The sequence below is a fragment of the Bradyrhizobium manausense genome (assembly GCF_018129685.1).
GTDB classification, from domain to species: Bacteria; Pseudomonadota; Alphaproteobacteria; order Rhizobiales; family Xanthobacteraceae; genus Bradyrhizobium; species Bradyrhizobium manausense_D.
In genome coordinates this window covers 15,798-41,025 of sequence record NZ_JAFCLG010000016.1, presented here as the reverse complement: position 1 = coordinate 41,025, position 25,228 = coordinate 15,798, and the positions used below count along the sequence as shown (strand labels likewise).

At 64.1% G+C, this 25,228-nt stretch carries 27 protein-coding genes; 17 read left to right on the top strand and 10 right to left on the bottom strand.

The window, feature by feature from the left end:
- Nucleotides 1-6: 6 nt before the first annotated feature.
- From JQ621_RS27250 to JQ621_RS27225, 6 genes are all read left to right on the top strand, one after another.
- Nucleotides 7-324 carry a proton-translocating transhydrogenase family protein gene (locus tag JQ621_RS27250; protein WP_212239004.1) on the top strand — a complete coding sequence of 106 codons (318 nt, stop codon included), beginning with the start codon at nt 7-9 and terminating at the stop codon, nt 322-324.
- A gap of 39 nt (nt 325-363) precedes the next feature.
- Nucleotides 364-1,764, top strand: coding sequence for an NAD(P)(+) transhydrogenase (Re/Si-specific) subunit beta (locus JQ621_RS27245; RefSeq protein ID WP_212239001.1), 1,401 nt, complete (start codon nt 364-366; stop codon nt 1,762-1,764).
- 75 nt (nt 1,765-1,839) lie between these two features.
- Nucleotides 1,840-2,640 carry an alpha/beta hydrolase gene (locus JQ621_RS27240; protein WP_212238998.1) on the top strand — a complete coding sequence of 267 codons (801 nt, stop codon included), beginning with the start codon at nt 1,840-1,842 and terminating at the stop codon, nt 2,638-2,640.
- Nucleotides 2,641-2,700: 60 nt separating this feature from the next.
- Nucleotides 2,701-3,798 carry a calcium:cation antiporter gene (locus JQ621_RS27235; protein ID WP_212238996.1) on the top strand — a complete coding sequence of 366 codons (1,098 nt, stop codon included), beginning with the start codon at nt 2,701-2,703 and terminating at the stop codon, nt 3,796-3,798.
- A 22-nt stretch (nt 3,799-3,820) separates the two neighbouring features.
- Nucleotides 3,821-4,105, top strand: a complete 285-nt coding sequence (locus JQ621_RS27230) for a cupin domain-containing protein (protein WP_212238994.1) — start codon at nt 3,821-3,823, stop codon at nt 4,103-4,105.
- Nucleotides 4,106-4,198: 93 nt separating this feature from the next.
- Nucleotides 4,199-5,068, top strand: a complete 870-nt coding sequence (locus JQ621_RS27225; RefSeq protein ID WP_212238993.1) for a hypothetical protein — start codon at nt 4,199-4,201, stop codon at nt 5,066-5,068.
- Nucleotides 5,069-5,089: 21 nt separating this feature from the next.
- Here JQ621_RS27225 and JQ621_RS27220 read toward each other — a convergent pair whose 3' ends face one another.
- Both JQ621_RS27220 and rpsU read right to left on the bottom strand, forming a co-directional pair.
- Nucleotides 5,090-5,743 (bottom strand): tetratricopeptide repeat protein, encoded by a 654-nt coding sequence (locus JQ621_RS27220; protein ID WP_212238991.1) that lies wholly within the window; start codon nt 5,741-5,743, stop codon nt 5,090-5,092.
- A 253-nt stretch (nt 5,744-5,996) separates the two neighbouring features.
- On the bottom strand, nt 5,997-6,293 hold the full coding sequence (gene rpsU / locus JQ621_RS27215) for a 30S ribosomal protein S21 (RefSeq protein ID WP_027545547.1): 297 nt from the start codon (nt 6,291-6,293) through the stop codon (nt 5,997-5,999).
- A 260-nt stretch (nt 6,294-6,553) separates the two neighbouring features.
- Here rpsU and aqpZ point away from each other — a divergent pair, with 260 nt between their 5' ends.
- Nucleotides 6,554-7,276: an aquaporin Z gene (aqpZ, locus tag JQ621_RS27210; protein ID WP_212238989.1), complete on the top strand. Its 723-nt coding sequence runs from the start codon at nt 6,554-6,556 to the stop codon at nt 7,274-7,276.
- A 35-nt stretch (nt 7,277-7,311) separates the two neighbouring features.
- Here the strand turns inward: aqpZ and JQ621_RS27205 are convergent, their stop codons facing one another.
- Both JQ621_RS27205 and purE read right to left on the bottom strand, forming a co-directional pair.
- The gene (locus JQ621_RS27205) at nt 7,312-8,418 is read right to left on the bottom strand and encodes a 5-(carboxyamino)imidazole ribonucleotide synthase (protein WP_212238987.1); all 1,107 of its coding nucleotides are present in this window, start codon (nt 8,416-8,418) and stop codon (nt 7,312-7,314) included.
- A complete protein-coding gene (gene purE, locus JQ621_RS27200; RefSeq protein ID WP_212238985.1) occupies nt 8,415-8,903 on the bottom strand; it encodes a 5-(carboxyamino)imidazole ribonucleotide mutase in 489 nt (162 codons plus the stop codon). The genes JQ621_RS27205 and purE overlap by 4 nt, the downstream gene beginning before the upstream one ends.
- A gap of 142 nt (nt 8,904-9,045) precedes the next feature.
- Here purE and JQ621_RS27195 point away from each other — a divergent pair, with 142 nt between their 5' ends.
- Nucleotides 9,046-9,774 (top strand): GGDEF domain-containing protein, encoded by a 729-nt coding sequence (locus JQ621_RS27195; protein ID WP_212238982.1) that lies wholly within the window; start codon nt 9,046-9,048, stop codon nt 9,772-9,774.
- Here JQ621_RS27195 and JQ621_RS27190 read toward each other — a convergent pair.
- The 3 genes from JQ621_RS27190 to JQ621_RS27180 all read right to left on the bottom strand — a co-directional run bounded on the left by JQ621_RS27190 (nt 9,771) and on the right by JQ621_RS27180 (nt 10,684).
- Entirely contained in the window at nt 9,771-10,022 is a 252-nt protein-coding gene (locus JQ621_RS27190) for a hypothetical protein (RefSeq protein WP_092302760.1), read from the bottom strand. The two genes, JQ621_RS27195 and JQ621_RS27190, sit on opposite strands and share 4 nt — an antisense overlap.
- Before the next feature lie 101 nt (nt 10,023-10,123).
- Complete coding sequence (locus JQ621_RS27185) at nt 10,124-10,342, bottom strand: hypothetical protein (RefSeq protein WP_212238975.1); 219 nt, start codon at nt 10,340-10,342, stop codon at nt 10,124-10,126.
- A gap of 135 nt (nt 10,343-10,477) precedes the next feature.
- Entirely contained in the window at nt 10,478-10,684 is a 207-nt protein-coding gene (locus JQ621_RS27180; RefSeq protein WP_008546179.1) for a YdcH family protein, read from the bottom strand.
- A 327-nt stretch (nt 10,685-11,011) separates the two neighbouring features.
- Here JQ621_RS27180 and JQ621_RS27175 point away from each other — a divergent pair, with 327 nt between their 5' ends.
- Entirely contained in the window at nt 11,012-11,194 is a 183-nt protein-coding gene (locus JQ621_RS27175; protein ID WP_212238973.1) for a YdcH family protein, read from the top strand.
- Nucleotides 11,195-11,359: 165 nt separating this feature from the next.
- On the opposite strand, the gene JQ621_RS27170 is transcribed toward JQ621_RS27175, so the two are convergent.
- Entirely contained in the window at nt 11,360-12,463 is a 1,104-nt protein-coding gene (locus JQ621_RS27170) for an NAD(P)/FAD-dependent oxidoreductase (RefSeq protein ID WP_212238971.1), read from the bottom strand.
- Nucleotides 12,464-12,668: 205 nt separating this feature from the next.
- Between JQ621_RS27170 and JQ621_RS27165 the strand changes: the two genes are divergently transcribed.
- The 8 genes from JQ621_RS27165 to JQ621_RS27130 all read left to right on the top strand — a co-directional run bounded on the left by JQ621_RS27165 (nt 12,669) and on the right by JQ621_RS27130 (nt 23,422).
- The gene (locus JQ621_RS27165; RefSeq protein WP_212238969.1) at nt 12,669-15,347 is read left to right on the top strand and encodes a sensor domain-containing protein; all 2,679 of its coding nucleotides are present in this window, start codon (nt 12,669-12,671) and stop codon (nt 15,345-15,347) included.
- A gap of 39 nt (nt 15,348-15,386) precedes the next feature.
- Nucleotides 15,387-16,847 carry a glycerol-3-phosphate dehydrogenase gene (locus JQ621_RS27160; RefSeq protein ID WP_212238967.1) on the top strand — a complete coding sequence of 487 codons (1,461 nt, stop codon included), beginning with the start codon at nt 15,387-15,389 and terminating at the stop codon, nt 16,845-16,847.
- Nucleotides 16,848-16,899: 52 nt separating this feature from the next.
- Entirely contained in the window at nt 16,900-18,069 is a 1,170-nt protein-coding gene (locus tag JQ621_RS27155; protein ID WP_212238965.1) for an ABC transporter ATP-binding protein, read from the top strand.
- The gene (locus tag JQ621_RS27150) at nt 18,066-18,977 is read left to right on the top strand and encodes an ABC transporter permease (RefSeq protein ID WP_212238962.1); all 912 of its coding nucleotides are present in this window, start codon (nt 18,066-18,068) and stop codon (nt 18,975-18,977) included. The genes JQ621_RS27155 and JQ621_RS27150 overlap by 4 nt, the downstream gene beginning before the upstream one ends.
- 1 nt (nt 18,978) lies before the next feature.
- Nucleotides 18,979-19,791, top strand: a complete 813-nt coding sequence (locus JQ621_RS27145; RefSeq protein WP_212238959.1) for an ABC transporter permease — start codon at nt 18,979-18,981, stop codon at nt 19,789-19,791.
- A gap of 12 nt (nt 19,792-19,803) precedes the next feature.
- A complete protein-coding gene (locus tag JQ621_RS27140) occupies nt 19,804-20,301 on the top strand; it encodes a DUF6622 family protein (protein WP_212238956.1) in 498 nt (165 codons plus the stop codon).
- Between the two features lie 177 nt (nt 20,302-20,478).
- Nucleotides 20,479-21,378 (top strand): TRAP transporter substrate-binding protein, encoded by a 900-nt coding sequence (locus tag JQ621_RS27135; RefSeq protein WP_212239240.1) that lies wholly within the window; start codon nt 20,479-20,481, stop codon nt 21,376-21,378.
- Between the two features lie 16 nt (nt 21,379-21,394).
- On the top strand, nt 21,395-23,422 hold the full coding sequence (locus JQ621_RS27130) for a methyl-accepting chemotaxis protein (RefSeq protein WP_212238953.1): 2,028 nt from the start codon (nt 21,395-21,397) through the stop codon (nt 23,420-23,422).
- A 48-nt stretch (nt 23,423-23,470) separates the two neighbouring features.
- Here JQ621_RS27130 and JQ621_RS27125 read toward each other — a convergent pair whose 3' ends face one another.
- Nucleotides 23,471-24,322: a carbohydrate ABC transporter permease gene (locus tag JQ621_RS27125; RefSeq protein WP_212238952.1), complete on the bottom strand. Its 852-nt coding sequence runs from the start codon at nt 24,320-24,322 to the stop codon at nt 23,471-23,473.
- Nucleotides 24,319-25,191, bottom strand: a complete 873-nt coding sequence (locus JQ621_RS27120; RefSeq protein WP_212238950.1) for a carbohydrate ABC transporter permease — start codon at nt 25,189-25,191, stop codon at nt 24,319-24,321. The genes JQ621_RS27125 and JQ621_RS27120 overlap by 4 nt, the downstream gene beginning before the upstream one ends.
- Nucleotides 25,192-25,228: the final 37 nt, after the last annotated feature.

Below are 25,228 nucleotides of genomic sequence, written 5' to 3'. Positions count from 1 at the left end.
TCCGTCATGGAGCATGCTGCACAGGTCGTCGACCCCTTCGTCTTCCGGCTGTCGATTTTCGTCCTCGCCGTCTTCGTCGGCTATTTCGTGGTGTGGTCGGTGACGCCGGCGTTGCATACGCCGCTGATGAGCGTCACCAACGCGATCTCCTCCGTGATCGTGGTCGGCGCGTTGCTGGCCGGCGGTGTTGCCAACGTGTCGAGCGGTTCGGGCTGGGCGCGTGCCTTCGGCTTCGTGGCGCTGATCTTCGCCTGCATCAATATTTTCGGCGGCTTCCTTGTCACCCAGCGCATGCTGGGGATGTACAAGAAGAAGTCGAAGTGAGCGGCCACCTCGGGCTGATGGGATCAATGGGGACCTGAGATGAGCGCCAACCTCTCTGCATTCTTGTATCTCGTGGCGGGGGTGCTTTTCATCCTGTCGCTGCGCGGACTTTCGAGCCCGGCGTCGTCGCGCCAGGGCAATTTGTTCGGCATGATCGGCATGGCGATCGCGGTCGCCACCACGCTGGCCAATCATCCGCCGGCCGACGGTCTCGCCTGGGTGCTGGTGATTGTCGGCATCGCGATCGGCGGCGCAATCGGTGCGGTGATCGCGCGCCGCGTGCCGATGACCTCGATGCCGGAGCTGGTCGCCGCCTTCCACTCGCTGGTCGGTATGGCCGCCGTGCTGGTCGCCGCCGGCGCGTTCTACGCGCCCGAGGCCTTCGATATCGGAACTCCCGGCAACATCCATGCGCAAAGCCTGGTCGAGATGTCGCTCGGCGTCGCCATCGGCGCGCTGACCTTCACCGGTTCGGTGATCGCATTCCTGAAGCTGTCCGCGCGGATGAGCGGCGCGCCGATCATCCTGCCGTTCCGCCACGTCATCAACATCGGGCTTGCGATCGCGCTCGTCGTCTTCATCGTCGGGCTGGTGATGTCGGGCAGCGCGTTCGATTTCTGGCTGATCGTCATCCTGGCGCTGGCGCTCGGCGTGCTCATGATCATCCCGATCGGCGGCGCCGACATGCCGGTCGTGATCTCGATGCTGAACTCCTACTCCGGCTGGGCCGCGGCCGGCATCGGCTTCACCCTCGGCAATTCGGCGCTGATCATCACCGGCGCGCTGGTCGGCTCGTCGGGCGCGATCCTCTCCTACATCATGTGCCACGCGATGAACCGATCCTTCATTTCGGTCATCCTCGGCGGCTTCGGCGGCGAGACGGCAGCTGCCGGCGGCGGAGCGGGCGGTGAGCAGAAGCCGGCCAAGCTCGGTTCGGCCGACGATGCGGCCTTCATCATGAAGAACGCCCAGAAGGTCATCATCGTGCCCGGCTACGGCATGGCGGTGGCGCAGGCCCAGCACGCGCTGCGCGAAATGGGCGACATCCTGAAGAAGGAAGGCGTCGAGGTGAAATACGCCATTCACCCGGTCGCGGGCCGCATGCCCGGCCACATGAACGTACTGTTGGCCGAAGCCAACGTGCCCTATGACGAGGTGTTCGAGCTCGAGGACATCAACTCGGAGTTCGCGCAGGCCGACATCGCCTTCGTGATTGGCGCCAACGACGTCACCAATCCGGCGGCCGAAGAGGACAAGACCTCGCCGATCTACGGCATGCCGGTGCTGCAGGTCTGGAAGGCCGGCACGGTGATGTTCATCAAGCGGTCGCTGGCGTCGGGTTATGCCGGTATCGACAACCCGCTGTTCTACCGCGACAACACCATGATGCTGCTCGGTGACGCCAAGAAGGTCACCGAGAACATCGTCAAGGCGATGTAACATCGCGCGGGAACGGCGCGTCATACGGCGCGCCGTCCATGGACGGTGTGCGGCTGAGGTGAGATTCCTGCCGGCATGACTGTCATCAGATGGATCGCCATCATCCTTGCGGCCGGCTATCTCGCCGGTCTCATGCTGCTCTATCTCAGGCAGCGCGACATGCTGTTTCCCATCCCGACCATCACGCGGACGGTGCCTGCCGACGCCGGCTTTCCGCAAGCCGAGGAGCACATCCTGACGGCGTCCGATGGCGAGAAGGTCATCGTCTGGCACGTGCCGGCGCGGCCCGGCCGCCCCGTGATCCTTTTCTTCCATGGGAATGGCGATTTTCTCGCCGGTTTGGTCGGGCGCTTCAAGGCCATGACGGCTGACGGCACCGGTCTGGTCGCGCTGTCCTATCGCGGCTATGCGGGTTCGACCGGCGCGCCGAGCGAGGAGGGCCTGCTGCGCGACGCTGCAGCGGCCTATTCATTCGCGACGGCCCGCTACGAGCCGCAACGCATCGTCGCCTGGGGCTTCTCGCTCGGGACAGGTGTTGCGGTCGCAATCGCATCGGAGCGGGCGATCGGAAAGCTCGTGCTCGAAGCTGCCTACACATCGATCGCCGATGTCGTGGCGCCGCGCTACTGGTTCGCCCCGGTCCGCTTGCTGATGCGCGACCCGTTTCATTCCGATCGGCGCATCGTGCGCGTCACGGTGCCGCTGCTGATCATGCATGGCACCGAGGATCAGACGGTGCCGTTCGTGTTCGGCGAGCGCCTGTTTGCGTTGGCCCACGAACCGAAGCGGTTCTTTCGCGTGGAAGGCGGCGGTCACGACGATCTCGCCAGCTTCGGTGCTATCGAGATCGCGCGACAGTTCATCAATGGTGGTTGAGGGCTGACGGGCGCGATGTTCTCGCGCATAATTGGTCCGGCTTATGAAGGAATCGCCTGTATGAGTGCACACGGACCGATGCCGCGGTCGTCCTGGATCTTCCCCGCCCTGGCGGTGCTGCTGTTCCTGATCGTCACCGTGACCGGCTACGGCTTCACCCTGTCTCCCGGCGGCGGCGTGTTTGCGATCGTCCTGCTGGTGATCCTGTTCGGGACCGTGTTCGCGGCCGTGCATCATTCCGAGGTGATCGCGGAGCGAATCGGCGAGCCCTTCGGCACGCTGCTGCTCACGCTCGCGGTGACCATCATCGAGGTCGCGCTCATCACCACGATCATGCTCGGCGACAAGCCCGCGCCGGAGCTTGCGCGCGACACCGTCTTTGCGGTGGTGATGATCGTCTGCAATGGCCTCGTCGGCCTCTGCGTCTTCATCGGCGGACTTCGTTACCGCGAGCAGGGCTTTCAGGTCTCTGGCGCCAACGTCTATCTCAGTGGGCTGATTGCACTGGCGACCATTACTTTGATCATGCCCAATTACACGCTGACGACGCCCGGCCCGGTCTATTCGACGCTTCAACTCGGCTTTGTCGATGTCGTCACGATCGTGCTGTATGGCGTGTTTCTCTATACCCAGACCGTCCTGCACAAGGATTACTTCGTCCACGAGAGGGTGGACGGCGAGGTCGGACAGGCTCATTTGTCGGGCAGGATGCTGGCGCTCAGCATCGTGCTGCTGCTGATCTCGCTGCTGGCCGTCGTTCTCCTTGCCAAGAAATTTTCGCTGGTGGTGGACGCCGTCGCCGACAGGATCGGTGCTCCACCGGCGTTTGCGGGCCTTTTGGTCGCGCTCCTGATCCTGATGCCGGAGGGCGTATCGGCGATCGCCGCGGCCCGCAAAAACGACCTCCAGAAGAGCATTAACCTGGCGCTCGGTTCCTCGCTGGCCACCATCGGCCTGACCATCCCGGCGGTCGGGATCGCCACCTATGCGCTCGACCAGCCGCTGGTGCTGGGCCTCAATCCCCAGAATACGGCCCTGTTGTTCCTGACATTCTTGCTCAGCATGCTGACCTTCGGCACGGGCAGGACCAACGTCCTGTTCGGGCTGGTCCATATGGTGGTATTTGCGGTCTACGTGTTCATGGTGTTTGTGCCCTGAAGTGCCCCCAGAGAGGTTTGAGATGCTTGCCGCCAAGTCCGAGATTCAGGTCGACAATGACGAGGTCCGGGTGACCGAATGGCGGCTCGCCCCGGGCAGCGCGACCGGGCACCACACCCATGGGATGGACTATGTGATCGTTCCCGTGGTCGCCGGCGAGATGACCATCGTTGCGCCCAATGGGGAGCGTTCCAAGGCGCAGATTTCGGCCGGAAAATCCTATTTCCGCAAGGCCGGCGTCCAGCACGACGTACTTAACGAAACCTCAACCGAGATCGTGTTCCTTGAGATTGAGCTGAAGCCGTAAGGCGCGCGTAACCTTTGCCATCGATCCGTCGCAGTTGATCCCTTACAATGCCCCAAAGTTCCCGCATCAGATCGCGCGGGGAGTGGCCGAGAAATGCTGAAATACCTCGCTAAGATTTCGACGGATATTTTCCCTTCGGTGCTCGCGACGATCATCGGGGCGTACATCGTTAATCACTACATCAACGCCAAGCCGGCTGCGGACACGCCGGCCGCGGTGGTGACGCCTGCCGAAGGCGGCAAGAAGCCCGCCGAGGTGGCCAATCTCCCGGGTCCCGGCGTCAAGGCCAAGGGTGTCTCCGAGAAGAGCATTTCCGAGAAGGGCGCGGCGGACAAGCCAGTCGCGGAGAAGCCTGCCGAACTCAAGGCCGCGGATGTCGCTCGCAGCCCCGCCCACGACAAGGCGGTCGCCAAGCCGACCCCGGCGGCGCCGGTGGTTGAGGCCAATTCGGCGCCGGCTGCTGCATCGCCGGCCGCTGGTCCCGACGCTAACGATCTCGCCCGGGCCGCCATCGAGCGCCTGCGCAAGTCGCCCGAGGGCAAGGCCGCCGAGAAAGCCGCCGAGGCCAAATCTGAGGTCAAGTCGGTCGAGCGGACGCCGGAGCCGGCGATTCAGGACGTGTCCCGCACGCCGGAGGCGCCCCGTATCGTGACAGCGGTGCCGACGACGGTGCGACCCCTGCCGCCGCCGATCAATGTGTCGACGCCTTCACCGGATGCCTATGGTAATGGCGCCGCGTCGCAGGCGAATCCGCCCTATACGGCCTCGATCAGCAACGACAACCCGAATCGGCTGACTCCGCCGGCCGATATCCCCGTTCCGGTGATTGCTCCGCCGCTCGACCTGCGCGCCGATGCCGGCGCGCCTGTGCCGCGCCCCAAGACCAATGTCGCCGACGAGATGTTGTCGGGCATGAAGTCGATGTTCCACGCCGTCCTGCCGAAGAGCGCCACCCCCGATTAGGGCGGCGTTTTTGCCCTCCGATCAGCCGCCGACGCGGGCCAAGCCGCTGCGGGCGGCGTCATCGCGTGGGCGTAGCGCGACCGCCCTGTTGTAGGAAGCAGCCGCTTTGGCCTTGTCGCCCAGCCGCTCATAGGCCTGCCCCCTGGTCGTCCAGACCTGGGCATTGTGCGGTTCGGCTTCGGAGGCCTCGTCGAGATCGGCTGCGGCCTCCTTGACCTTGCCGATGGCGAGATAGCTGACGGCGCGGCCGAGCAGTGGCTCGGCCTTCTGCGGATTGAGCCCGCTGGCGGCACCGAAATCCGCGATCGCAAAATCGTGCTCGTTGTTGCTCTGATAGAGCAGAGCGCGGCCGTAGAGCGCCTGTGCATTGTAGGGATCGAGCGCCACGGCGCGATTGAATTCATCCAGCGCGGCCTGCGTCTCGCCCGCCTTCGCCAGGGCCTGCGCCTTTGCCGTGTGGGTCTGGGCCTCAGTGACGTTGCCGGCACTGACCGCGCTATCCGGGGCAGTCGCCGCAGCCTTGGGTGCTTCCTGCGGCTTGTCCTTCTCCGGCCCCAGCGAGCCCAGATCGAACGAGCAGCCGCACAGTGCGATCCCCATCAAGGTCAGAGCGACCGGCTGGCGCCAGATCTGGCGTAGCCGCGCCAAGCCGGGCTCGGGGAAGGAAGAGGCCATCTACGGTTCGCTCGCGCTAGAGCAGGATCCGGAAAAGTCTGCAGCGGTTTTCCCTTGCGACAAACGCCGAATGCGTTGGCGCGGAGATCATGCTCAAACATAAACCTAACGCGCGATGACAAATAAATCCTATTGGCATCGTGCTTTGGCGCCGTATCTGTAGTGCCCGTCCCAGAAGGGCACCGCTCACAAAATAATAACGCGGGCCAGGAGCCCGCGTTATCGAAAACTCAGTCCTGCACGATCGGCAAGATCAGCGCGGTCCGCGCGGACCTGCACCGGGGCCGCCACGGCCACCACGCTCGCCACCGGGGCCGGCGCCGAACACCGGCTTCGGCTTCATCGGCAGCAGGCCTTCGCGCTGCAGCTTCTTGCGGGCCAGCTTGCGCGCGCGGCGCACGGCTTCGGCCTTTTCACGGGCCTTCTTCTCGGAGGGCTTCTCGTAGTGACCGCGGAGCTTCATCTCGCGGAAAATGCCCTCGCGCTGCATCTTCTTCTTCAGCGCCTTCAGGGCTTGGTCGACATTGTTATCGCGAACGAGAACCTGCACGCGGCATCCTCTTCAGTGGATCGGATTTGAATTCTGATAAGCAAAGGGGATGGCAAAAAGCACAAGCCCCTAACCTTGAGGGCGCGGATGTATCAGACAAAACCTGAGATGTCCACCGGTACAGCGGCTTTTCGGACCAAGTTCAGCCACTAAATGCGGCGAAAATCCTGCAGTACGGCCCGATTTGGGTGGTTTTGGCGCCAGGACGGGCCGTTCCCGGCCGGTTGCGCCGGACATCAGTGAATCAGGGGAGACGCACCATGGACATGAAGAAATATGCTGCCGAAGCGATCGGCACGTTCTGGCTCACATTCGCAGGCTGTGGAAGCGCGGTGATCGCGGCTGGTTTTCCGCAGGTCGGCATCGGCCTGGTCGGCGTGTCCCTGGCCTTCGGCCTGAGCGTCGTCACCATGGCCTATGCGATCGGACATATCTCGGGCTGCCATCTCAACCCGGCGGTGACGGTCGGCCTTGCCGCCGGCGGACGGTTTCCCGCAGGCCAGATCCTGCCTTACGTGATCGCTCAGGTCTGCGGTGCGATCGTCGCCGCCGAGTTGCTCTATGTGATCGCCAGCGGCGCGCCTGGCTTCGATGTCACCAAGGGTTTTGCCTCCAACGGCTACGACGCACATTCGCCCGGCCAGTACAGCATGGTGGTCTGCTTCGTCACCGAGGTGGTGATGACCATGATGTTCCTGTTCGTCATCATGGGCGCGACCCATGGCCGCGCGCCCGCAGGTTTCGCGCCGCTCGCGATCGGGCTGGCGCTGGTGATGATCCATCTCGTCAGCATTCCCGTCACCAACACGTCGGTGAACCCGGCGCGCAGCACGGGACCCGCGCTGTTCGTCGGTGGCTGGGCACTGTCGCAGCTTTGGCTGTTCTGGATCGCACCGCTGGTCGGCGGCGCGCTGGGCGGGGTGATCTACCGCTGGCTCAGCGAGGAGCCCGCAGGCGTCGTGGCGGGCGTGAAGACGGCGTGATGCCGACAAGGGATCGCAGCACTGGCTGCGGTCCCCTACTTGCCCTTTGATGGTCTGACTTCGGTGACGTGGCCCATCTTGCGTCCGGGGCGCGGTGCACCCTTGCCGTAGAGGTGCACCGTGGCACCGGGAACGGTCAGCCACTTTTCGTAATCGTTGATTTCGTCGCCGATCAGATTGGTCATGGTGACGAGGTCACCGTGGCGCACCGGCTTGCCGAGAGGCCAGCCGGCAATGGCGCGGATGTGCTGCTCGAATTGGGAGACAGACGCGCCGTCGAGCGTCCAGTGTCCGGAATTGTGCACGCGCGGGGCGATCTCGTTGACCAGCACCTTGGAGCCGCCGCCATTGGCGAGCACGAACATCTCCACCGCGAGCACGCCGACATAGTCGAGCGCGGTTGCGATCTTGCCGGCGATGCTGCGCGCCTCTTCAGCGAGTGCGTCGGGGATCGGCGCAGGCGCGCGGGAAATCTTCAGAATGTGGTCGCGGTGCTCGTTCTCGGTGACGTCGAAGCATTCGACCTCGCCCGCAGCCGAGCGCGCGGCGATCACGGAGATCTCGCGCTCATACGGGATGAAGGCTTCCAGGATCGCGGATTTGGTGGCGAGGCTGGTCCAGACCTTTGCGATGTCGTCGCCCTCGCGGATGATGGCCTGGCCCTTGCCGTCATAGCCGAAGCGGCGCGTCTTCAGCACCGCGGGCAGGCCGATCCTGGCGATCGCCTCCCGCAGCGATGCGACCGACGTAACGTCGGCATAGGCGGCGGTGCCGATGCCGAGCTTCGTCACGAAATCCTTCTCGGCGAAGCGGTCCTGGGTGGTCTCGAGGATCTTGCGGTTGGGCAGCACCGGGCGGCGCGCGGCCAGCACCATGGCGGCTGCGGACGGCACATTCTCGAATTCGTAGGTGATGACGTCGACATCGTGGGCGAACAGCTCGAGCGCCTCGACATCGGCATATTCGGCGCAGGTCGCGTTCAGCACAACGTCGAAGGCCGGCGAATCCGGATCGGGCGAGAACACCTGGCAGCGCAGGCCGAGCCGCGCCGCGGCCATGGCCAGCATCCGCCCGAGTTGTCCGCCGCCGAGGATTCCGATGGTGTCGCCGGGCTTCAGCTTCACCTGCTTTGCGTCAGTCACGCCTTGTCCTCCGGGCGCTCGGCAACCGCCTCGGTCTGCGCCTTGCGCCAGGCGGCGAGGCGATCGGACAGGGCGGGGTCAGACAGCGCCAGCACGCTTGCGGCGAGCAGCGCCGCGTTGATCGCACCAGCCTTGCCGATCGCGAGCGTGCCGACCGGAATGCCGGCGGGCATCTGAACGATCGAATAGAGCGAATCAATGCCCTTCAGCGTCCTGGATTCGATGGGCACGCCGAAGACGGGCAGTTCGGTCAGCGCCGCGGCCATGCCGGGCAGATGCGCGGCGCCGCCGGCGCCGGCGATGATGACCTTGAAGCCTTCAGCCTTGGCGCCCCTGGCAAAGGTGAACAGACGGTCGGGGGTGCGATGGGCCGAAACGATGCGGGTGTCGGAGGCGACGCCGAGCGCTGCGAGCGTATCGGCGGCGTGCCGCATCGTCTCCCAGTCCGACTGGCTTCCCATGATGATGGCGATCGGCGCGGTCATGACGTCAATTGTGCTCGGAAAACAGAAAGATAGGCCAGATTATCGGTTCCGGCCGGCGGCTCGCAAGGCGGTGGCAAGGAGAAGGGAATGCACTATCCTGTCTTGGTGAATCCCCGCAAGCCTTTCATTGAGCAGGATGCCCATGAAGAAACCAAAAAGGGCGACCGCTGCGAAGGCCAAAAAGGGCCGGAAGACCAGCGGGCGCCGATCGAAAACGGCACCCGGGCGGGCTGCGGCGTCGCGCCGCGCGTCCGCCGCCAAGGACACGAGCAGGGACACGGGCAAGGACGGCCGCAAGGCGATCATTCGTGGCTTGCGGACCAAGCTGACGCAAGCGCTGCGGCGCGTCGCGGAGCTCGAGGCTGCGGCCGATACCGATTTCCTGCTGGACATTCCCAACCGGCGCGGCTTCGAGCGCGAGCTCCAGCGCGCCATCGCCTACATGAAGCGCTACCGCGCCAGCGGCGCGCTGATCGTGCTCGACGTCGACCGGTTGAAGCCGATCAACGATTCCTTCGGTCATGCCGCCGGTGACGAGGTGCTGAAGGCGATCGCCAATACGCTGACGCGGCAGATCCGCGCTTCGGACGTCGTCGGGCGTCTCGGCGGCGACGAGTTTGCGCTGCTGCTCTGGAATCTCAGCGAGACCGATGCCAAGGCGAAGGCTGTCATCCTCGAGCAGGCGATCGACGAATTGTCTTTCGTCTTTCGCGGCCAGCAGGTGACGGCCGGTGCCTCTGCCGGCGTAGCGCTGCTCGGCGCGCAATCCGATGCCGCCCGCGCGCTGGAGGAGGCGGATGCCGCCATGTATGTGCGCAAGGCGCAGCGGCGGCACGAGCCACGGATCAGGCTTGTGCGTAGCGAGCGTTAAAGCGTAGCGAGATCTTCGGGCACGTTGCCGAATTTGCGCAGCAGCGTGGCGTCGCCGAATTCTCCCGTCATGGGATCGCCGCTGCGGCTGAACGCGACTGCGCCGATATGGCCGGCGCCATGCGACAGGGCCTCGGCGCGGCGCAGCGCCGCCGTAGAACTCTGGCATTCTTCTGCGGTGCCGGCGACAGGCGATCCGTCGGCATCGATCAGGAAAGGCATTGCAACGTAATAGGTCACGTCAGACATGGCGTTGCTCCGGTGGGGCATGATCCGGAAAAGGGTGAAGCGGCTTTCCGATAAGATCATGCTCAGAAAAAGCAAAGCGCGACCTGATCGCGCTTTGAAGCTCAAGCGGCGCTGCTTTTGCTCCGCATCTTGCTACGTGAGGTTTCGGGAATGCAGCCGGCCGATATCGCCGCCTGCAATTCTTCCAGTTCGGCTTCCAGATATTCGTTGGCCATGATCAGCGCCTTGATGGTGCTGCGCAGATTGCCGTCGCACATGGCAATCGCCTGATCGCAGGCCTGTTCGTAATGGCTGTTGTCGAGACGGGCGGGAACTGACATCTGCTGTGTCCTTGCGGGTCCTGGGGCGGTCTTGGGGCGGTCTTGGGGGCATTTGGGCGGCGGGATTAATGTTCCTCTTTTGTTCTTTTTGAGTCAAGGGGAATTCCTGCGCGATGACGCGTGACCGCTTGTGGATCAGGCAATGATGTCGGGCGTGATCTGGTCTTCGATGAAGGCGATACGGTCGCGCAACAACAGCTTGCGTTTCTTCAACCGCTGTAACCGCAATAGGTCGGGGGCAGGCGATTGATGCAGTGCATCGATCGCCGCGTCGAGATCTCGGTGTTCCTGCTGCAACCGGGTGAGCTCGGCTTCGAGTTCACGCTCGTCTTCATTGGTCATGTCTGCGGTGGCCGAAAACCGATAGGCTTGAGACTAGGCTGTGGATGCCCTGTAGAAATTATCGTCCTTGCGCGGCGTGACCGCAAGCGATCTGCCACCTCCACGCACCGCTCTCCCGCAAGATATTCCAGTGATTCGAAGCGGAGTTGCGCGAGCGCATTGATATCATGGATTTTTCGGTGCGGAGTTCCCTACTCACGCTTCGTTACATATGAATTTTCAAAAATGACGGAGCTACGACGGATACATATCGACAGAACGAATCGGTGATGTACACTTCCTTGCCCGGATCGAATCCAAGGTTCACCCCTACCGAGGAGGTTTCGAATGACAATTCAGGCACATCTGGTTGAATTGGAACGGAAGCACAAAACTCTCGAAAACGAATTGCACGAAGCTCTCGTGCACCTTTCAACAGACGACCTGCAAATTGTTGAGTTGAAGCGCCGCAAGTTGATGGTCAAGGACCAGATTGAACGACTGAAGCAGTCCGGCGACACGCTTCACTAGTAACCCCCGTAACAGCGTAGAGTTTGACCGTATCCTTTCAGGCAGGGATGAGAGCCTTTGCGCTCATCCCTGCTGCAAGGTTGGGCACTGCGCGACGATCGTCGCGCGGTACGGTTCGTTTAGACGCGTCTTCCTGAACGGGTAACCACCTTGCTCGAAAGCGCCTCAGATGTCCGCGAGCTCCGCGACGTGGTCTGCGATCGCGAGCGATGATGTCAGCCCCGGCGATTCTATTCCGAACAGATTGATCAAACCCGCGACGCCATGGTCGCGCGGCCCATGCATCAGGAAATCCTGCGTCGCCACCGCGGGCGGCACGATCTTCGGGCGGATGCCCGAATAGCTCGGCATCAGCGCGCCATCGGGCAATGTCGGCCAGTACTTGCGGATCGCTGGATAGAAGCGCTCGGCGCGCGACGGATCGACTTCATAGTCGATCGTCTCGATCCATTCGACGTCAGGGCCGAAGCGCGCCTGTCCCGCCATGTCCAGCGTCAGATGCACACCTAGCCCGCCAGGCTCGGGCACCGGATAGATCAGGCGCGAGAAGGGCGCGCGCGCATTGCAGCTGAAATAGTTCCCCTTGGCCAGATAGGCCGGCGGAATCCTGTCGAGCGGCATGCCGTCGATGTGGCGCGCCACCGTCGTCGCCGAAAGCCCGGCGGCGTTGACGAGCAGGTCGCATTGCAAGGTCATCGGTGCCTCGCCGCCGGCTTCGATCTCGATCACGCCGGCCCCCGCCTTGGCCCGGATCAGCGGTGTGTGAAACGCAAAGGCAGCACCGGCTGCCTCGGCTTCGCCGCGCAGCGAAAGCATGTAGGCGTGGCTGTCGATGATGCCGGTCGACGGCGACAGCAGGGCGGCGTCGCAGGCCAGCGCCGGCTCCAGCGCGCGCGCGGCCTCGCCCGAGAGCAACTGCAGGTCGAGCACGCCGTTGGCCTCGGCATGCGCCTTGATCGATTGCAGCTTCTCGGTTTCCTTCGCATTGGTCGCGACGATCAGCTTGCCGCAGTTCTTGTGCGGGATGCCGCGCTCGCCGCAATAGCGGTAGAGCGCGTGCTTGCCGCTGACGCACATGCGCGCCATCCAGCTTCCGGCGCGGTAGTAGATCCCTGCGTGGATCACTTCGCTGTTGCGCGAGGAAGTGATGGTGCCGATGGCCTCGGCCTCCTCGAGCACGATCACCTCGCGCCCGGCCTGTGCCAGCCTCCTTGCCACCGCGAGCCCGACCACGCCGGCTCCGATGACGACGCAGTCGACCCTATCCATCGCTATTCAGAGGTCCCGCTGAAGATGCCGATGGCGCTGGTTTGCCAGGGAAACGCGCCGCGCGGCCGTTCTCCATTAAGAAAACATTTATCATGTCAGGGCAATTGCCGTATTTCGCGTCACATTTTTCTGTTGGGCGTACAGGCGTTTACCCGATCCAAACCCGTGAAGCCAGACAATCCGCAGTTGAAATCGCGGGTGGCTGATGGCTGAGAGAAACTGGCACGCGGGCAGCACCGTTCTGATTGCTGTGCAGGTCGTCGTTTGCCTGGCAGGAGCGATCACGCCTGCGCGCGCCGAACCTTCTTCTGTGTCGGCCTATCTCGACGGGCTCGAGCCCAGCCTGATCTGGGAGGCCTTGATCGGCGGCATTGTCGTTTGCGCGCTGCTGACCGCCATCGTCGTGTGGATCAATTCCGCACTGCGTCGTGCCCGGCGCTCGCAGCTCCGGCGCAACGCGTTCATCTCCTCCGCCATGAACAACCTCAACCAGGGCGTGGTGATGACGGATGGGCAGCGCCGCATCATCTTCTGTAACGACCGTTATCTCGAGATCTATGGCCTGGTCAGGTCGGACCTCTGGTCCGACATGACCGGCTACGATATCCTCGAACTGAGGCGGCAGCGGGGTGTCCTCGGCGTCTCCGACGAGGAGTTCTACGAGAAGGCGGCGAGCCCCAACGGCCTGATCACCGAACTGCCTGATGGCCGCGCCATCCTGGTCAAATATTTCGAGCTGCCGAACGGCGGATCGGTGGCGACCCATCTCGACGTCAGCGAACAGCGCAAGCTGTCGCGGCAGCTCGCCTCCACGAAGCAGTTTCTGGAAACGGTGCTGGACAACGTACCGGCCTGCGTCGCCGCGAAGAATATCGAGGATGGTCGCTATATCTTCGCCAACAGCGCCTATGAGCGCTTCTGGGGCTTTTCGCGGGACGAGGTCGTCGGCAAGAATGCGCGTGAGCTGTTCGGTCCGAAATCGGCCGAGAGCATCGAGTCGACCGACCGGGCCGCATTGCTGGCGCCGGAAGGACAGTATCGCAACGAATTCGAGGTCGAGGTCCGGCGCGACCAGGCCCGGCGCATGGTGGCCTCGATCCGGATCGTGGTCCGCAATGAGAGCAACAAGCCGGAATTCCTGCTGATCGTATTCGAGGACATCACCGATCGGCAATCACTGTCGCAGGAGCTTGAGAGCACCAAGAAGTTCCTCGAACTCGTCGTCGACAATATTCCGGTGGCGCTGATCGTGGAGCAGGTCAAGGACGGCCGCTATCTGCTCGCCAACCGCAGCGCCGAGACGATCCTCAACCGCAAGCGCGAGGAAGCGACGGGCCTGACCGCTTCCGACATCTTCAACGCCAAGGAAGCCAAGCTGATCATCGCGCGCGACGAAGCCGCGATCAAGAAGCGGGGGATGATCACCGAGGAGCATCCGATCTCGACCAAGGACGGCCTGCGCCTGTTCCTGACCCGGCGCGCCACGGTGCTCAACGATGCCGGCGAGCCGCAATATCTGATCAAGACCCACGAGGACGTCACCAACCGCCGGCAGACCGAGTCGCGCATGGCGCACATGGCCTATCACGACGGCCTCACCGACCTGCCGAACCGCGCTGCCTTCCTTCAGGCTCTGACCCAGATGATCGAGGCCTGCGAAGGGACCGACGAGGAATTCGCGGTTCTTTGCGTCGATCTCGACGGCCTCAAGGAGGTCAACGATGTGTTCGGTCACGCGCTTGGCGACAAGCTGCTCATCGAGGTGGCGCAGCGGCTCCAGGACACCGCACGTGGCGGCCTGGTGGCGCGCCTGTCCGGCGACGAATTCGGCCTGATCATCGACGGCAAGCAGCCGGATGCGGGCCTTGCGCTGGCGCAGCAGCTCGGCGAGGCGCTCGCGCCGGAATTCCACATCGACGGCCGCGCGGTCCGCGCCGGCATCACCACCGGCATGTCGGTCTTCCCGCATAATGGCTCCGACGGCGCTTCGCTGCTTGCCAATGCCGGCGCGGCCCTGTTCCGCGCCAAGCAGAAGTCGCGCGGCACGATCAGCCTCTACCAGCCCGAGATGGACCAGCAGATCCGCGACCGCCGCGTGCTGCACCAGGACCTGTCGAAGGCGATCAAGAACGGCGAGCTGTCGCTGGCGTTCCAGCCGCAGGGCATCGCGCGCAACAGCGTCGCCGAAAGCGAGATCATCGGCTTCGAGGCGCTGGCGCGCTGGCAGCATCCGGTGCGCGGCCAGGTCTCGCCGGCCGAATTCATCCCGATCGCGGAGGAAAGCGGCCTGATCGTCGAGATGGGCGAGTGGATCCTGCGCGAGGCCTGCCGCGAGGCCGCGTCGTGGCCGAAGCCGATGCAGGTCGCCGTCAATCTGTCGCCGGCGCAGTTCATGCACGGCGACGTGGTCGGGCTGGTTCATTCGATCCTGATCGAGACGGGGCTGGCGCCCGGCCGGCTCGAGCTCGAAATCACCGAGGGCGTGCTGATCGAGGACTTTGATCGCGGTCTGGCGCTGCTGCGCCGTCTCAAGGCGCTGGGTGTCCGCATCTCCATGGACGATTTTGGCAGCGGCTACTCCTCGCTGAGCTATCTCCAGGCGTTCCCGTTCGACAAGATCAAGATCGACCGTGCTTTCATCATGAATCTCGGCCGCAACCCGCAATCGGCCGCGATCGTTCGCGCCGTGATCGATCTCGGCCACGGCCTCGAAATGTCGATCATTGCCGAGGGCGTCGAGACCATCGACCAGCTCAGCTTCCTGGCCAAGGAAGGCTGCGACGGCGTGCAGGGCTATCTGCTCGGCAAGCCGCTGCCGATCGGAAAATATGCCGGCCTCGTCGGCCGCGTCGAGGCCATGGAGCTTGCGCTCAAGACCGGCTAGTGGTGTCGAGCACGGACCTCGCTCCATCTCGACGGCTTCATGGCGGATTACGACCTCGCGATCATCGGTGGCGGCCTGAACGGTGTCAGTCTCGCACGCGATGCTGCCGGCCGTGGGCTGCGGGTCATTCTCGTAGAGCAGGGCGATCTCGGCGGTGCCGCCTCGTCGGCGACCCCGCGGCTGATCCATGGCGATCTGTCGGTGCTGGAGCGGCGTGGTTTCTGGCGCGTGCGCCGGGCACTGGCCGAGCGGGCGACCTGGCTGCGGATCGCCCCGCATCTGGTGCGGCCGATGAGATTTGTGATCCCCGCCCATTCCGACGAGCGCCCGCCATGGCTGCTGCGCACGGGCCTCTATGTCTACGACGCGCTGGCGAACCGCGGCGGCCTGCCTCGATCGGCCACGCTCGACATCACGCATCATCCGGTCGGCAACGCGCTGAAGCGCCCGTTTGGCATCGGCTTTGAATATGGCGATTGCGTCGTCGACGATTCGCGTCTGGTGGTGCTGACGGCACTGGACGCCGCTGAACGTGGTGCCGCAATCCACACCGGGGCGCGTTGTGTGCGCGCCGACCGAACCGATACCTGGCGGCTCGCGGTGGTCGACCGCGGCCATCGCCGCACAATCACGGCCCGCGCGCTGGCGAATGCCACTGGCGGCTGGACATCCATGGTCGCGGAGACCGTGCTGCGGCAGCCGCAAGCGGCCATGGCGGCCATGCAGATGAGCCAGATCGTCGTGCCCAAATTGTTCGAATCCGACAATGTCTATGTGTTCCAGAACAATGACGGCCGGCTGATCTTTGCGTCCCCGTTCGAGCGCGACTTCACGCTGATCGGCACCGTCACGCATGATTTCACCGGCGATCCGGCCATCGTCGCCATGCCGGGCGCCGATGTCAGCTATCTCTGCGAAGCCGTGAGCCGTTATGTCCGCGAGCGCGTTGCGCCGACCGACGTGGTGCGCACGCTCTCCGGTGTCAACCTGTCGCCCGTGTCCGCGCGGCGACGCGACGGGACGACTCTGTTCCACGCGCGTCGGCGCAAGGCGCCGTTGCTGACGATGGTCGGCGGCGACGTCACGACCTCGCGCCTTCGCGCCGAGCGGGCGGTGACGCTGATGACGCCGTTCTATCCGATGTCGCGGCCCTGGACTGCTGCCACACCGTTGCCCGGTGGCGATTTCGCCTGGGATCGTTTCGAGACCGAGATCGACCTCGCGCGCGACCGCTGGCGGTTTCTCGACGAGCCGCAGGCCCGGCGCCTTGTTGCGGCCTACGGCTCGCGGCTGTCGGCTGTCCTCGGCGAAGCGAAGACGCGTGATGAACTCGGCCCTGCTTTCGGCCCCGACCTGACCGGCGCCGAGGTGCGCTATCTCATGACCCGTGAATGGGCGCGCTTCCCCGACGACATCCTGTGGCGCCGCTCGAAGTTGGGGTTGACCATGCCGGCGGCAGACCGCGAGGCGCTGGCTGCATTCATGGCGGATGCCGGTTGAGCAAAAGCCGATCCGCCGCTAGCGTGCGGCGGCATTGGGGTTGGCAGGGACGATGACTGACGAATTGCCTGGAACAGACGCCGTGGCTCGTTCGGCTGGAGATGCGCATCCGGCCGCGGGCGAGCCGCTGCTGCGTATCGAGAGCGTGGCGAAGGCGTTCGGGACATTCCGCGCGGTCGACGGGGTGTCGCTCGATATCAAGGCCGGCGAGTTCTTTGCGCTTCTGGGCCCCAGTGGCTGCGGCAAGACCACGCTGCTGCGGATGCTTGCGGGTTTCGAGTCTCCGGATGAGGGGCGCATCCTGCTCGGCGGCAAGGATATCGCGCCGGCGCTGCCGCATGAGCGACCGATCAACATGATGTTCCAAAACTACGCGCTGTTTCCGCATCTGTCGGTGCGCGACAACATCGCCTTCGGCCTCAGGCGCGCCAACATGGCGCGTGCCGATATCGCGACGCGCGTTGCGGAAATGGTCGCGCTGGTGAAGCTCGAGGGGCTCGAGAAGCGCAAGCCCGACCAGCTCTCCGGCGGCCAGCGCCAGCGCGTCGCGCTGGCCCGTGCGCTGGCGCGCCGGCCGCAGCTTCTGCTGCTCGACGAGCCGCTCGCGGCTCTCGACAAGAAGCTGCGCGAGAGCACGCAAGGCGAGCTGATGGAGCTGCAGCGCCGGCTTGGCATGACTTTCATCATCGTCACCCACGACCAGGAAGAGGCGATGACGATGGCGAGCCGAATCGGCGTGATGAAATCGGGAAAGCTCGCCCAGGTCGGGGCGCCGCGCGAGCTCTACGAGGCGCCGCGCTCGCGCTGGATCGCGGAGTTCGTCGGCGACATCAATCTGTTCGACGCCGAGTCCAGGCTGCGCGATGGTCATCGCCTGGTCATCGGCACGCGCGATGCGGGCACCCTGGTGGTGGCAGAGCCGCGCCAGCCGCTCGGTGAGGTGAAATTCTCGGTCGCGATCCGACCCGAGAAAGTCAAGCTGTCGCGTCGCGGTCCCGTGGGCGAGGCCGGTCATGAAGCCGCGATCAACCGGCTGGACGGCGTGATCGCCGACATCTGCTATCTCGGCGGCACCACCACCTACCGGGTGAAGCTTGATACGGGCGGGATGCTTCAGGCCTCGGTGATCAACAGCGCGCGGCTCGATGTCGATGCCTACAGTGTCGATCAGCACGTCGTCGCCTGGTTCACTCCTGACGACTGCGTGGTGCTGCCGTCATGAGCGGGCGCCGGATTTTCGCGCGGCCGGCGCGCTTTGCCGCCATCGCCCCCTATGTCTGGATGGTGCTGTTCTTCCTGGTGCCGTTCGGTTTCGTGCTGAAGATCAGCCTGTCGCAGACGGCGATCGCGCAGCCGCCTTACGAACCGGTGTTCGACCTGACGGCGGGATGGACGGCGATCCAGGCGGCCTTTGCCGCGCTCTCGCTCGACAATTTCAAACTGCTCGTCTCGGACGACCTTTATGTGTTCGCCTATCTGCGCAGCCTGACCGTGGCCGTGACGGCCACCGCATTGCTTTTGCTGATCGGATATCCCATCGCCTATGGCATGGCGCGATTGCCGAAGCGCTGGCAGGCGGTGGCGATGGTGCTGGTGATCGTGCCGTTCTGGACGTCGTTCCTGATCCGCATCTATGCCTGGATCAACATCCTTCAGCACGACGGCCTGCTCAACCGGATCCTGCTGGCGCTGCATCTGGTCAGCCGGCCGGTGGTGTGGCTCTCCACCGATACCGCGATGTATATCGGCATCGTCTATTCCTATCTGCCGTTCATGATCCTGCCGCTCTACGCCACGCTCGCCAAGATGGAGCCGGCGCTGGAAGAAGCCGCCGCCGATCTCGGCGCGCCACCCTGGCAGGTGTTCTGGCTCGTCACTTTCCCACTGTCGCTGCCGGGTGTCGGTGCCGGCGTGCTGCTCTGCTTCATTCCGATCGTCGGCGAATTCGTCATCCCGGACCTTCTGGCCGGCTCCAACTCGCTGATGATCGGCCAGACTCTCTGGCTCGAGTTCTTCACCAACAAGGATTGGCCGGTCGCCTCGGCTGCGGCAATCGTGCTGCTCGTGGTGCTGCTGGCGCCGCTGCTGCTCTACGAGCGGCTGCAGCGGCGGCAGCTGGAGGAGCAGTGAGATGCGCAAAGTCTCTCGCCTGTCTCGCTTCAACGTTGCCTCGCTCGCGCTGGGGCTCGCTTTCCTCTACCTGCCGATCCTCATTCTCGTGATCTATTCGTTCAACGCCTCGCGGCTGGTGACGGTGTGGGGCGGCTGGTCGCTGCGTTGGTATTACGAGTTCTTTGACGACCGTGCGATGATCGAGGCCTCCTGGATGAGCCTGCGGGTCGCAGTCGCCTCCGCGACCATCGCCACGCTGATTGGCACGCTGGCTGCGGTGGCGCTGTCGCGCGGTGAGCGCTTTCGCGGCCGCACGTTGTTCTCAGGCATGCTCTATGCGCCGCTGGTGATGCCGGAGGTGATCACCGGACTGTCGCTGCTGTTGCTGTTCGTCGCGCTGAATGCCGAGCGCGGCTTCTGGACGGTGACGATCGCGCACACCACGCTCACGATGTGCTTCGTCGCCGTCGTCGTGCAGTCGCGTCTCGGCTCGCTCGACCGTTCGCTGGAGGAAGCGGCCATGGACCTCGGCTGCGCCCCCGCCCGCGCTTTCCTGTCGGTGACGCTGCCGCTGATCGCACCCGCGATCGTCGCCGGATGGATGCTCGCGTTCACGCTGTCGCTCGACGACCTCGTGATCGCGAGCTTCACCACCGGGCCGGGATCGGCAACCCTCCCGATCCGGATCTATTCCGAGGTCCGGCTGGGAGTGAAGCCGGAGATCAATGCGATCTGCACGCTGGTGATCGCCCTGATCGCGGTCGTCATTGTCTTGGCTTCGCTCGCGTCAAAGCTGTCGAGCTCGCGGGGCGAGAGCGCAGCGCCTCTCTAGAGAGAATGGGTCATGATGTTCGTCTATCAAATCCTGGTCCATACGCCGCCGTGGGTCTGGATCCTGCTCGCCTATCTGGTCTGGCAGGGCATCAAATCGATGCAGCCGCGCAAGGCGCCGATCTGGCGGGCGTTGATCGTCCCCATCGTCTTCATTGCCTGGGGCGTTTCGCGGATCGGCTTCGGGCATCAGGATACCCAATGGCCGCTGGTCGCGTGGATCGCAGCCGCGCTCGTGCTGCTGCCGTTCGGCGTGCTGACGCCGCGTCCGTTCGAAGTCGATCACAAGACGGGAGAGATCATCCGTCCGGGCAGCGCGTTCGCGCTGATCCGCAATCTCGTCGTGTTCAGCCTGCAGTACATAGTGAGCGTCATCTCGGCCATCGACGCAGGCGACCGTGCGACGGCTCTTATCGTCGGCCGCGCCATCTCTGGCGCGACCGCTGGATATTTCTTCGGTTCGATGATCGCACTCCTGCTCGCCTATCGACGCAAGAGCGCCGAGGGGTGATAGGAGAGGCGGCGGTGTCGGCACCGCCCGAGATCATGGTTAACAATTCATACAGCTTATCCGTTTATCCTCGCGCCGCTTGTGGAGAGGGCGATGATGCGGCTCTGTATTTGTGTGGCCAGCGCTGCGCTGGCGCTGTTGTGTCTTGCGATTCGGCCGTCGGCCGGCGCGACGCAGATGGTGTCGCTGCTGTATAACGGCGCGCCGCAGTCTCCGCAGCAAATTGGCTCGGACGAATTCCGCCGCAAGCTCGTCGAGATTGCACCAGGTCGCATCATCCTCGATGCCCGTGGCGGCATCACGCTGGGCAGCGAGACGGCGATCCTGGCCGCAATGCGCAGTGGCGTGGTCGACATGGCGACGCTGTCCGGCTCCGTGGTCAGCTCTGCCGTGCCGGAATTCGGCGTGTTCGACGTTCCGTTTCTGTTCCGCGATGCCGCGCAAGCCAAGGCGGTTGCGGAAGGGCCGGTCGGTGCTCTGCTCGCCAAGCACTTCTTCGACAAGGGGCTGGTGCTGCTTGCGATCGGCAAGCAGGGCTTTCGCAACGTCACCAATTCAAAGCGGCCGATTCGTTCGCCTGCGGATCTCCAAGGGCTCAAGATCCGCGTGCTGCCGAACGACGTCTATCAGATGACCTTCAAGGCGCTGGGCGCCGAGGTCGTGCCGATGGAGTTCACCCAGGTGTATTCCGCGTTGAAGGACGGCCGGATCGACGGGCAGGAGAATCCGGTCATGACGATTGCCACCAGCCATCTCGATGAAGTGCAGAAATACGCCAGCCTGACGGGACATTTCTTTGCTCCCATCGCCTTCGTCGCCAATCGCGATGTGTTCCAGGCCCTCAAGCCTGCCGACCAGGCCGCCATCATTGCCGCCGCCAAGGCCGGCGCGGAGGCGACCTGGCAGAGTGGCGTTGCGGAAGAGACGAAGAAGCTCGAGGAACTGCGCGAGGCCGGCATGGAGATCATCGAGAAGGTCGATCGGCAGCCCTTCATCGATGCCGTGAAGCCGTTGGAGCCCGAATTCGAAAAGCGCTTCGGCAAGGATCTGCTCGCGCGGATCCGGGCTACGCCGTAATTCCGCGGGAGGCACCATGAACCTGTCATTGCTCCTGTCACGCATCGGGGTCCGTCCGCGTATCTTCGGCGGCTTCGCACTCGTGCTGGGTTTCCTCTGCGTATTGGCGCTGCTCGCCGTCCTGCAGCTGTCCGAGATCGGAGGCACCGTCGGCGACCTCGTCACCAGCGCTGATGGCGATGCCGGCATGGCGAGGGTGCACGCCGCGCTGCTTTCGGCGAACGTTACCGTCGAAAAATTCGTTCGGACACGCAATCTCGGTGACCGCGACAGCGCCATGAAGGCGATCGACGGTTTTGGCCAGACCTTTGATCAGGTCGATCAGCAGTTCTCCCGTCTGCCGGCGATTGCCGCCGGTCGAGGCGCGCTGGTGGATGCGCTTGATATCTATCGAAAGTCCTTCACGGCGGTCGCCGGCGCGGTTGATCGCCTGCGCAATGCCAGCACCAGGAGCGAGGCGCTCGGCGCCTCGGCCGGCCTCGACGTAGGCGCGATCAATGTGACGTTGGCGAACCAGCCGGACCGCCTGCTCCAGCCGTTGCGTCTGGCCGGCACGGTGGACGCGATGCGCGTCGCGATGCTGCGCTACACCATCACCCAGGCCCAGGCCGATGGCGATGACGCTGCGCTGGCGATCGGCTATGCGCTGACCGCGGTTGCGGATAGCGAAGCCGAGATTGCCGAAATTGAGGCGCCGCGACTGAAGAGCCTGATCGCAGCCCTGAAGAAGGTCATTGCCGACCAATCGGCGATGTTGACGGAGCTTTCTGCGGCGATGGGCGAACTGCGCAAGGCACAAGCCGACCTCGTCAAATCCAGCAGCGCGATCGACGCCAAGGCCGCCGAGATCAGTCGGGCTCTTGGTACGACGCGCACCGAGCAGAGCCGGTTGACGGCCGGATCGGTCGATCAAACCCGCAATCTCGTGTCCACGGTCGCAGCATTCGCGCTTGCGCTGGGCGCGTTGCTTGCCTGGCTGATCGGACGCAGCGTGTCGCGGCCCATCGGTCAGATGACATTGCGCATGCAGCGCCTTGCCGCAGGCGAACTCGACGAGGCGATCCCGGGTGGCGAGCGCGGCGACGAAATTGGTCATATGGCTGCAGCGGTCGAAGTGTTCCGCCAGAACGCGCAGACTGTACGGCGCATGGAGCAGGACGCCGCTGCGCAGCGCGCTGCAGCTGAGACCGAACGTGCATCGATGATGGCTCAGCTTGCCGATCGATTCGATAGTGGCATGGAGGGCGTCATCGGCGGCGTCTCGAGTCGCGCCGAGGAGATGGGGCATAGCGCCGAAAGTCTTGCCCGCGTCGCCGAGCGTGGCCGCTCGCTCGCCGAGCAGGTCGCCGCAACATCGGCCCAGGCGTCCTCGAACGTGCAGACCGTTGCTGCCGCGACGCATCAACTGGCGGCCTCGATCAAGGAGATTTCGAGCCAGGTCGCGCGCTCCGTGTCGGTCTCGGACCAGGCCAAGGTGGAGGCGTCCCGCACCGAGGCGCTGATGCGCGCGCTGTCGGATTCTGCCGAGCGTATCGGCACGGTGGTTCAACTGATCCAGGCGATCGCGAGCCAGACCAATCTTCTGGCCCTCAATGCCACCATCGAGTCCGCGCGCGCAGGCGATGCGGGCAAGGGGTTTGCCGTGGTCGCAAACGAAGTGAAGAGCCTTGCGACCCAGACCGCGCGCGCGACCGAGGAGATCGCGGGGCTCGTCAGCGAGATCCAGGGCTCGACCGGACAGTCTGTCGCCGCGATCGGTCAGATCGGAAAGACCATCGCCGAGATGACGGAGATCGCGACCACGATCGCTTCGGCCGTCGAGGAGCAGGGCGCCGCGACCAGCGAGATCGCCCGCAACGTCGAGCAGGCAGCGAACGGGACGGCGGCCGTGACCGATCAGGTCGGCGCGGTCCGCACCGTGGCCGGAGAGACCGATGCCGGTGCCGAGGCGACGCTCACCGCGGCTTCCGCTTTGCAGGATCAGGCGCGCGCGCTCAAACAGGCCGTCGCAGAGTTTCTACAGACGGTGCGCAAGGCGGCCTGAGAACCCGGCGCTGCGTTCCTCGGTGAAGGCGCAGCGCTTAGCCGCGCTCTAGGACTTCACAGCGCCCGCCGTCAGGCCGCCCACCATATAGCGGCGGAAGGCGTAATAGACCGCGGCCGGCGGTAGCGCGTAGATGAAGCCGGTCGTCATCAGCAGCTCCCACGGCGAGTCGTCGGCAGCAAGGAAGTTGCCGAGGGCGACGGGAAGCGTGATCTCGCGGTCGTTCGAGAGCAGCAGGAACGCGTAGAGATATTCGTTCCATGCGAGCAGCACCGCGTAGGTGCCAATCGCGACCAGCGAGGGCATCATCAGCGGCAGATAGACCAGGCGGAAGATCTGCAGCGTGGTGGCCCCGTCCATCACCGCGGCCTCATCCAGTTCGACCGGCAGCTTGTCGGAAGCCTGTTTCAGCACCCAGATCGCGTAAGGCGAGGCGATCGTCACCATCGCCAGGATCAGCGCCCAGTGATTGTTGAGCAGGCCGTAATTGCCCATGGTGCGATACATCGGCACGGCGAGGAACGCCGCGGGGATGAAATAGGTGAAGAGAGCCAGGTTCATCACCAAGCGCCCGCCTGGCACCTTCAACCGCGAGATCGAGAACGCTGCGGCGGTCGCGATGAACAGCGTCAGCACCCCGACGGCGGCGGCGATCACCAGCGAATTCCAGAACTGGACGTAGAAGTCGCGCAGGAAATAGTGCTGCTGCTTGAAGACGATTTCGAAATTGTGCAGCGTCGGATGGTCGGGCCACAGCTTGCCCGAGAACGCATCTTCCTTCGGGGAGATCGCGAACAGGAACATGTGATAGATCGGAATCATCGTCCACAGGAAGACGGGAATGCCGATCAGCAGAAGCCGCGCTTCCGTCGCGACGTCACGGAGAGAGGGAAGCTTCATCGCGACAACCGTTTCATCATGAAGTAAATGAGCGGCAGGACGAACGGCATCGCGCAGACGATCGCGGCCATCGCTAGCGAGAGCTGGTCGAGCCGGAGGTAGCGGATGCCGAGCGTCGACAGCACGTGCGTGAGGTCGGCCGGGCCGCCGCCGGTGAGCAGATAGACGCTGTTGAAGTCTCCCAGCGTCCAGATCATCGAGAGCAGCGTGCAGGTGATGTAGAGCGTCTGCATCGACGGCCAGGTGATGAAGCGGAACTTCTGCCACCAGTTCGCGCCGTCGACTTCGGCGGCCTCGAACAGGTCCTGCGCGATCGCAAGGCGCCCGGTGATCAGGATCATCGTCCAGAACGGCAGCGACTTCCAGATGTGCACGCCGATCGCCATCGTCAGCGCTACGGTCGGGTCGTTCAGCCAGTTCGGGCCGTCATCGCCTGTGAAGGCGAAGATGTAGTGATTGATCATGCCCCATTCGGGGTTGAGCATGAAGCGCACCGACAGGATGGTCGGGATCGACGGCACCGCCCAGGGCAGGATGAAGATCACCGAAAGCCATTTGATCCAGGTGCGCTGCTGCGCGAAGAAGCCGGACAGGAACAGCGCGATCACCATCTTGATATTGATGCCGATGACCAGGAAGATCAGCGTGTTGACCGCGGCGCGCGCGAAGATCGGGTCGTTGTAGAGCGCGACATAGTTCGACGGCGCCCGCGCCAGCCACAATCCATAGCAGACGGGATAGACGACGAAGGCGAGGAAAACGAGCAGGTAGGGCGTGAGCAGCGCGATGCCCCAGACCTGCGTCGTGGTCAGCCGCGACGACAGGGGCGGAGCGGGGATCGACTGATCGCCAGAGAGCGTGATCGCCATTCTTTGGGACTCTTTGAAAGGACTTCCGGCCGCACGA

Bases quoted from the DNA above. Each gene is read 5' to 3' on its own strand.
- JQ621_RS27250 (WP_212239004.1), top strand. From the start codon at position 7: ATGGAGCATGCTGCACAGGTCGTCGACCCCTTCGTCTTCCGGCTGTCG.
- JQ621_RS27245 (WP_212239001.1), top strand. From the start codon at position 364: ATGAGCGCCAACCTCTCTGCATTCTTGTATCTCGTGGCGGGGGTGCTT.
- JQ621_RS27240 (WP_212238998.1), top strand. From the start codon at position 1,840: ATGACTGTCATCAGATGGATCGCCATCATCCTTGCGGCCGGCTATCTC.
- JQ621_RS27235 (WP_212238996.1), top strand. From the start codon at position 2,701: ATGAGTGCACACGGACCGATGCCGCGGTCGTCCTGGATCTTCCCCGCC.
- JQ621_RS27230 (WP_212238994.1), top strand. From the start codon at position 3,821: ATGCTTGCCGCCAAGTCCGAGATTCAGGTCGACAATGACGAGGTCCGG.
- JQ621_RS27225 (WP_212238993.1), top strand. From the start codon at position 4,199: ATGCTGAAATACCTCGCTAAGATTTCGACGGATATTTTCCCTTCGGTG.
- JQ621_RS27220 (WP_212238991.1), bottom strand. From the start codon at position 5,743: ATGGCCTCTTCCTTCCCCGAGCCCGGCTTGGCGCGGCTACGCCAGATC.
- aqpZ (WP_212238989.1), top strand. From the start codon at position 6,554: ATGGACATGAAGAAATATGCTGCCGAAGCGATCGGCACGTTCTGGCTC.
- purE (WP_212238985.1), bottom strand. From the start codon at position 8,903: ATGACCGCGCCGATCGCCATCATCATGGGAAGCCAGTCGGACTGGGAG.
- JQ621_RS27195 (WP_212238982.1), top strand. From the start codon at position 9,046: ATGAAGAAACCAAAAAGGGCGACCGCTGCGAAGGCCAAAAAGGGCCGG.
- JQ621_RS27190 (WP_092302760.1), bottom strand. From the start codon at position 10,022: ATGTCTGACGTGACCTATTACGTTGCAATGCCTTTCCTGATCGATGCC.
- JQ621_RS27185 (WP_212238975.1), bottom strand. From the start codon at position 10,342: ATGTCAGTTCCCGCCCGTCTCGACAACAGCCATTACGAACAGGCCTGC.
- JQ621_RS27180 (WP_008546179.1), bottom strand. From the start codon at position 10,684: ATGACCAATGAAGACGAGCGTGAACTCGAAGCCGAGCTCACCCGGTTG.
- JQ621_RS27175 (WP_212238973.1), top strand. From the start codon at position 11,012: ATGACAATTCAGGCACATCTGGTTGAATTGGAACGGAAGCACAAAACT.
- JQ621_RS27170 (WP_212238971.1), bottom strand. From the start codon at position 12,463: ATGGATAGGGTCGACTGCGTCGTCATCGGAGCCGGCGTGGTCGGGCTC.
- JQ621_RS27165 (WP_212238969.1), top strand. From the start codon at position 12,669: ATGGCTGAGAGAAACTGGCACGCGGGCAGCACCGTTCTGATTGCTGTG.
- JQ621_RS27160 (WP_212238967.1), top strand. From the start codon at position 15,387: ATGGCGGATTACGACCTCGCGATCATCGGTGGCGGCCTGAACGGTGTC.
- JQ621_RS27155 (WP_212238965.1), top strand. From the start codon at position 16,900: ATGACTGACGAATTGCCTGGAACAGACGCCGTGGCTCGTTCGGCTGGA.
- JQ621_RS27150 (WP_212238962.1), top strand. From the start codon at position 18,066: ATGAGCGGGCGCCGGATTTTCGCGCGGCCGGCGCGCTTTGCCGCCATC.
- JQ621_RS27145 (WP_212238959.1), top strand. From the start codon at position 18,979: ATGCGCAAAGTCTCTCGCCTGTCTCGCTTCAACGTTGCCTCGCTCGCG.
- JQ621_RS27140 (WP_212238956.1), top strand. From the start codon at position 19,804: ATGATGTTCGTCTATCAAATCCTGGTCCATACGCCGCCGTGGGTCTGG.
- JQ621_RS27135 (WP_212239240.1), top strand. From the start codon at position 20,479: ATGGTGTCGCTGCTGTATAACGGCGCGCCGCAGTCTCCGCAGCAAATT.
- JQ621_RS27130 (WP_212238953.1), top strand. From the start codon at position 21,395: ATGAACCTGTCATTGCTCCTGTCACGCATCGGGGTCCGTCCGCGTATC.
- JQ621_RS27125 (WP_212238952.1), bottom strand. From the start codon at position 24,322: ATGAAGCTTCCCTCTCTCCGTGACGTCGCGACGGAAGCGCGGCTTCTG.
- JQ621_RS27120 (WP_212238950.1), bottom strand. From the start codon at position 25,191: ATGGCGATCACGCTCTCTGGCGATCAGTCGATCCCCGCTCCGCCCCTG.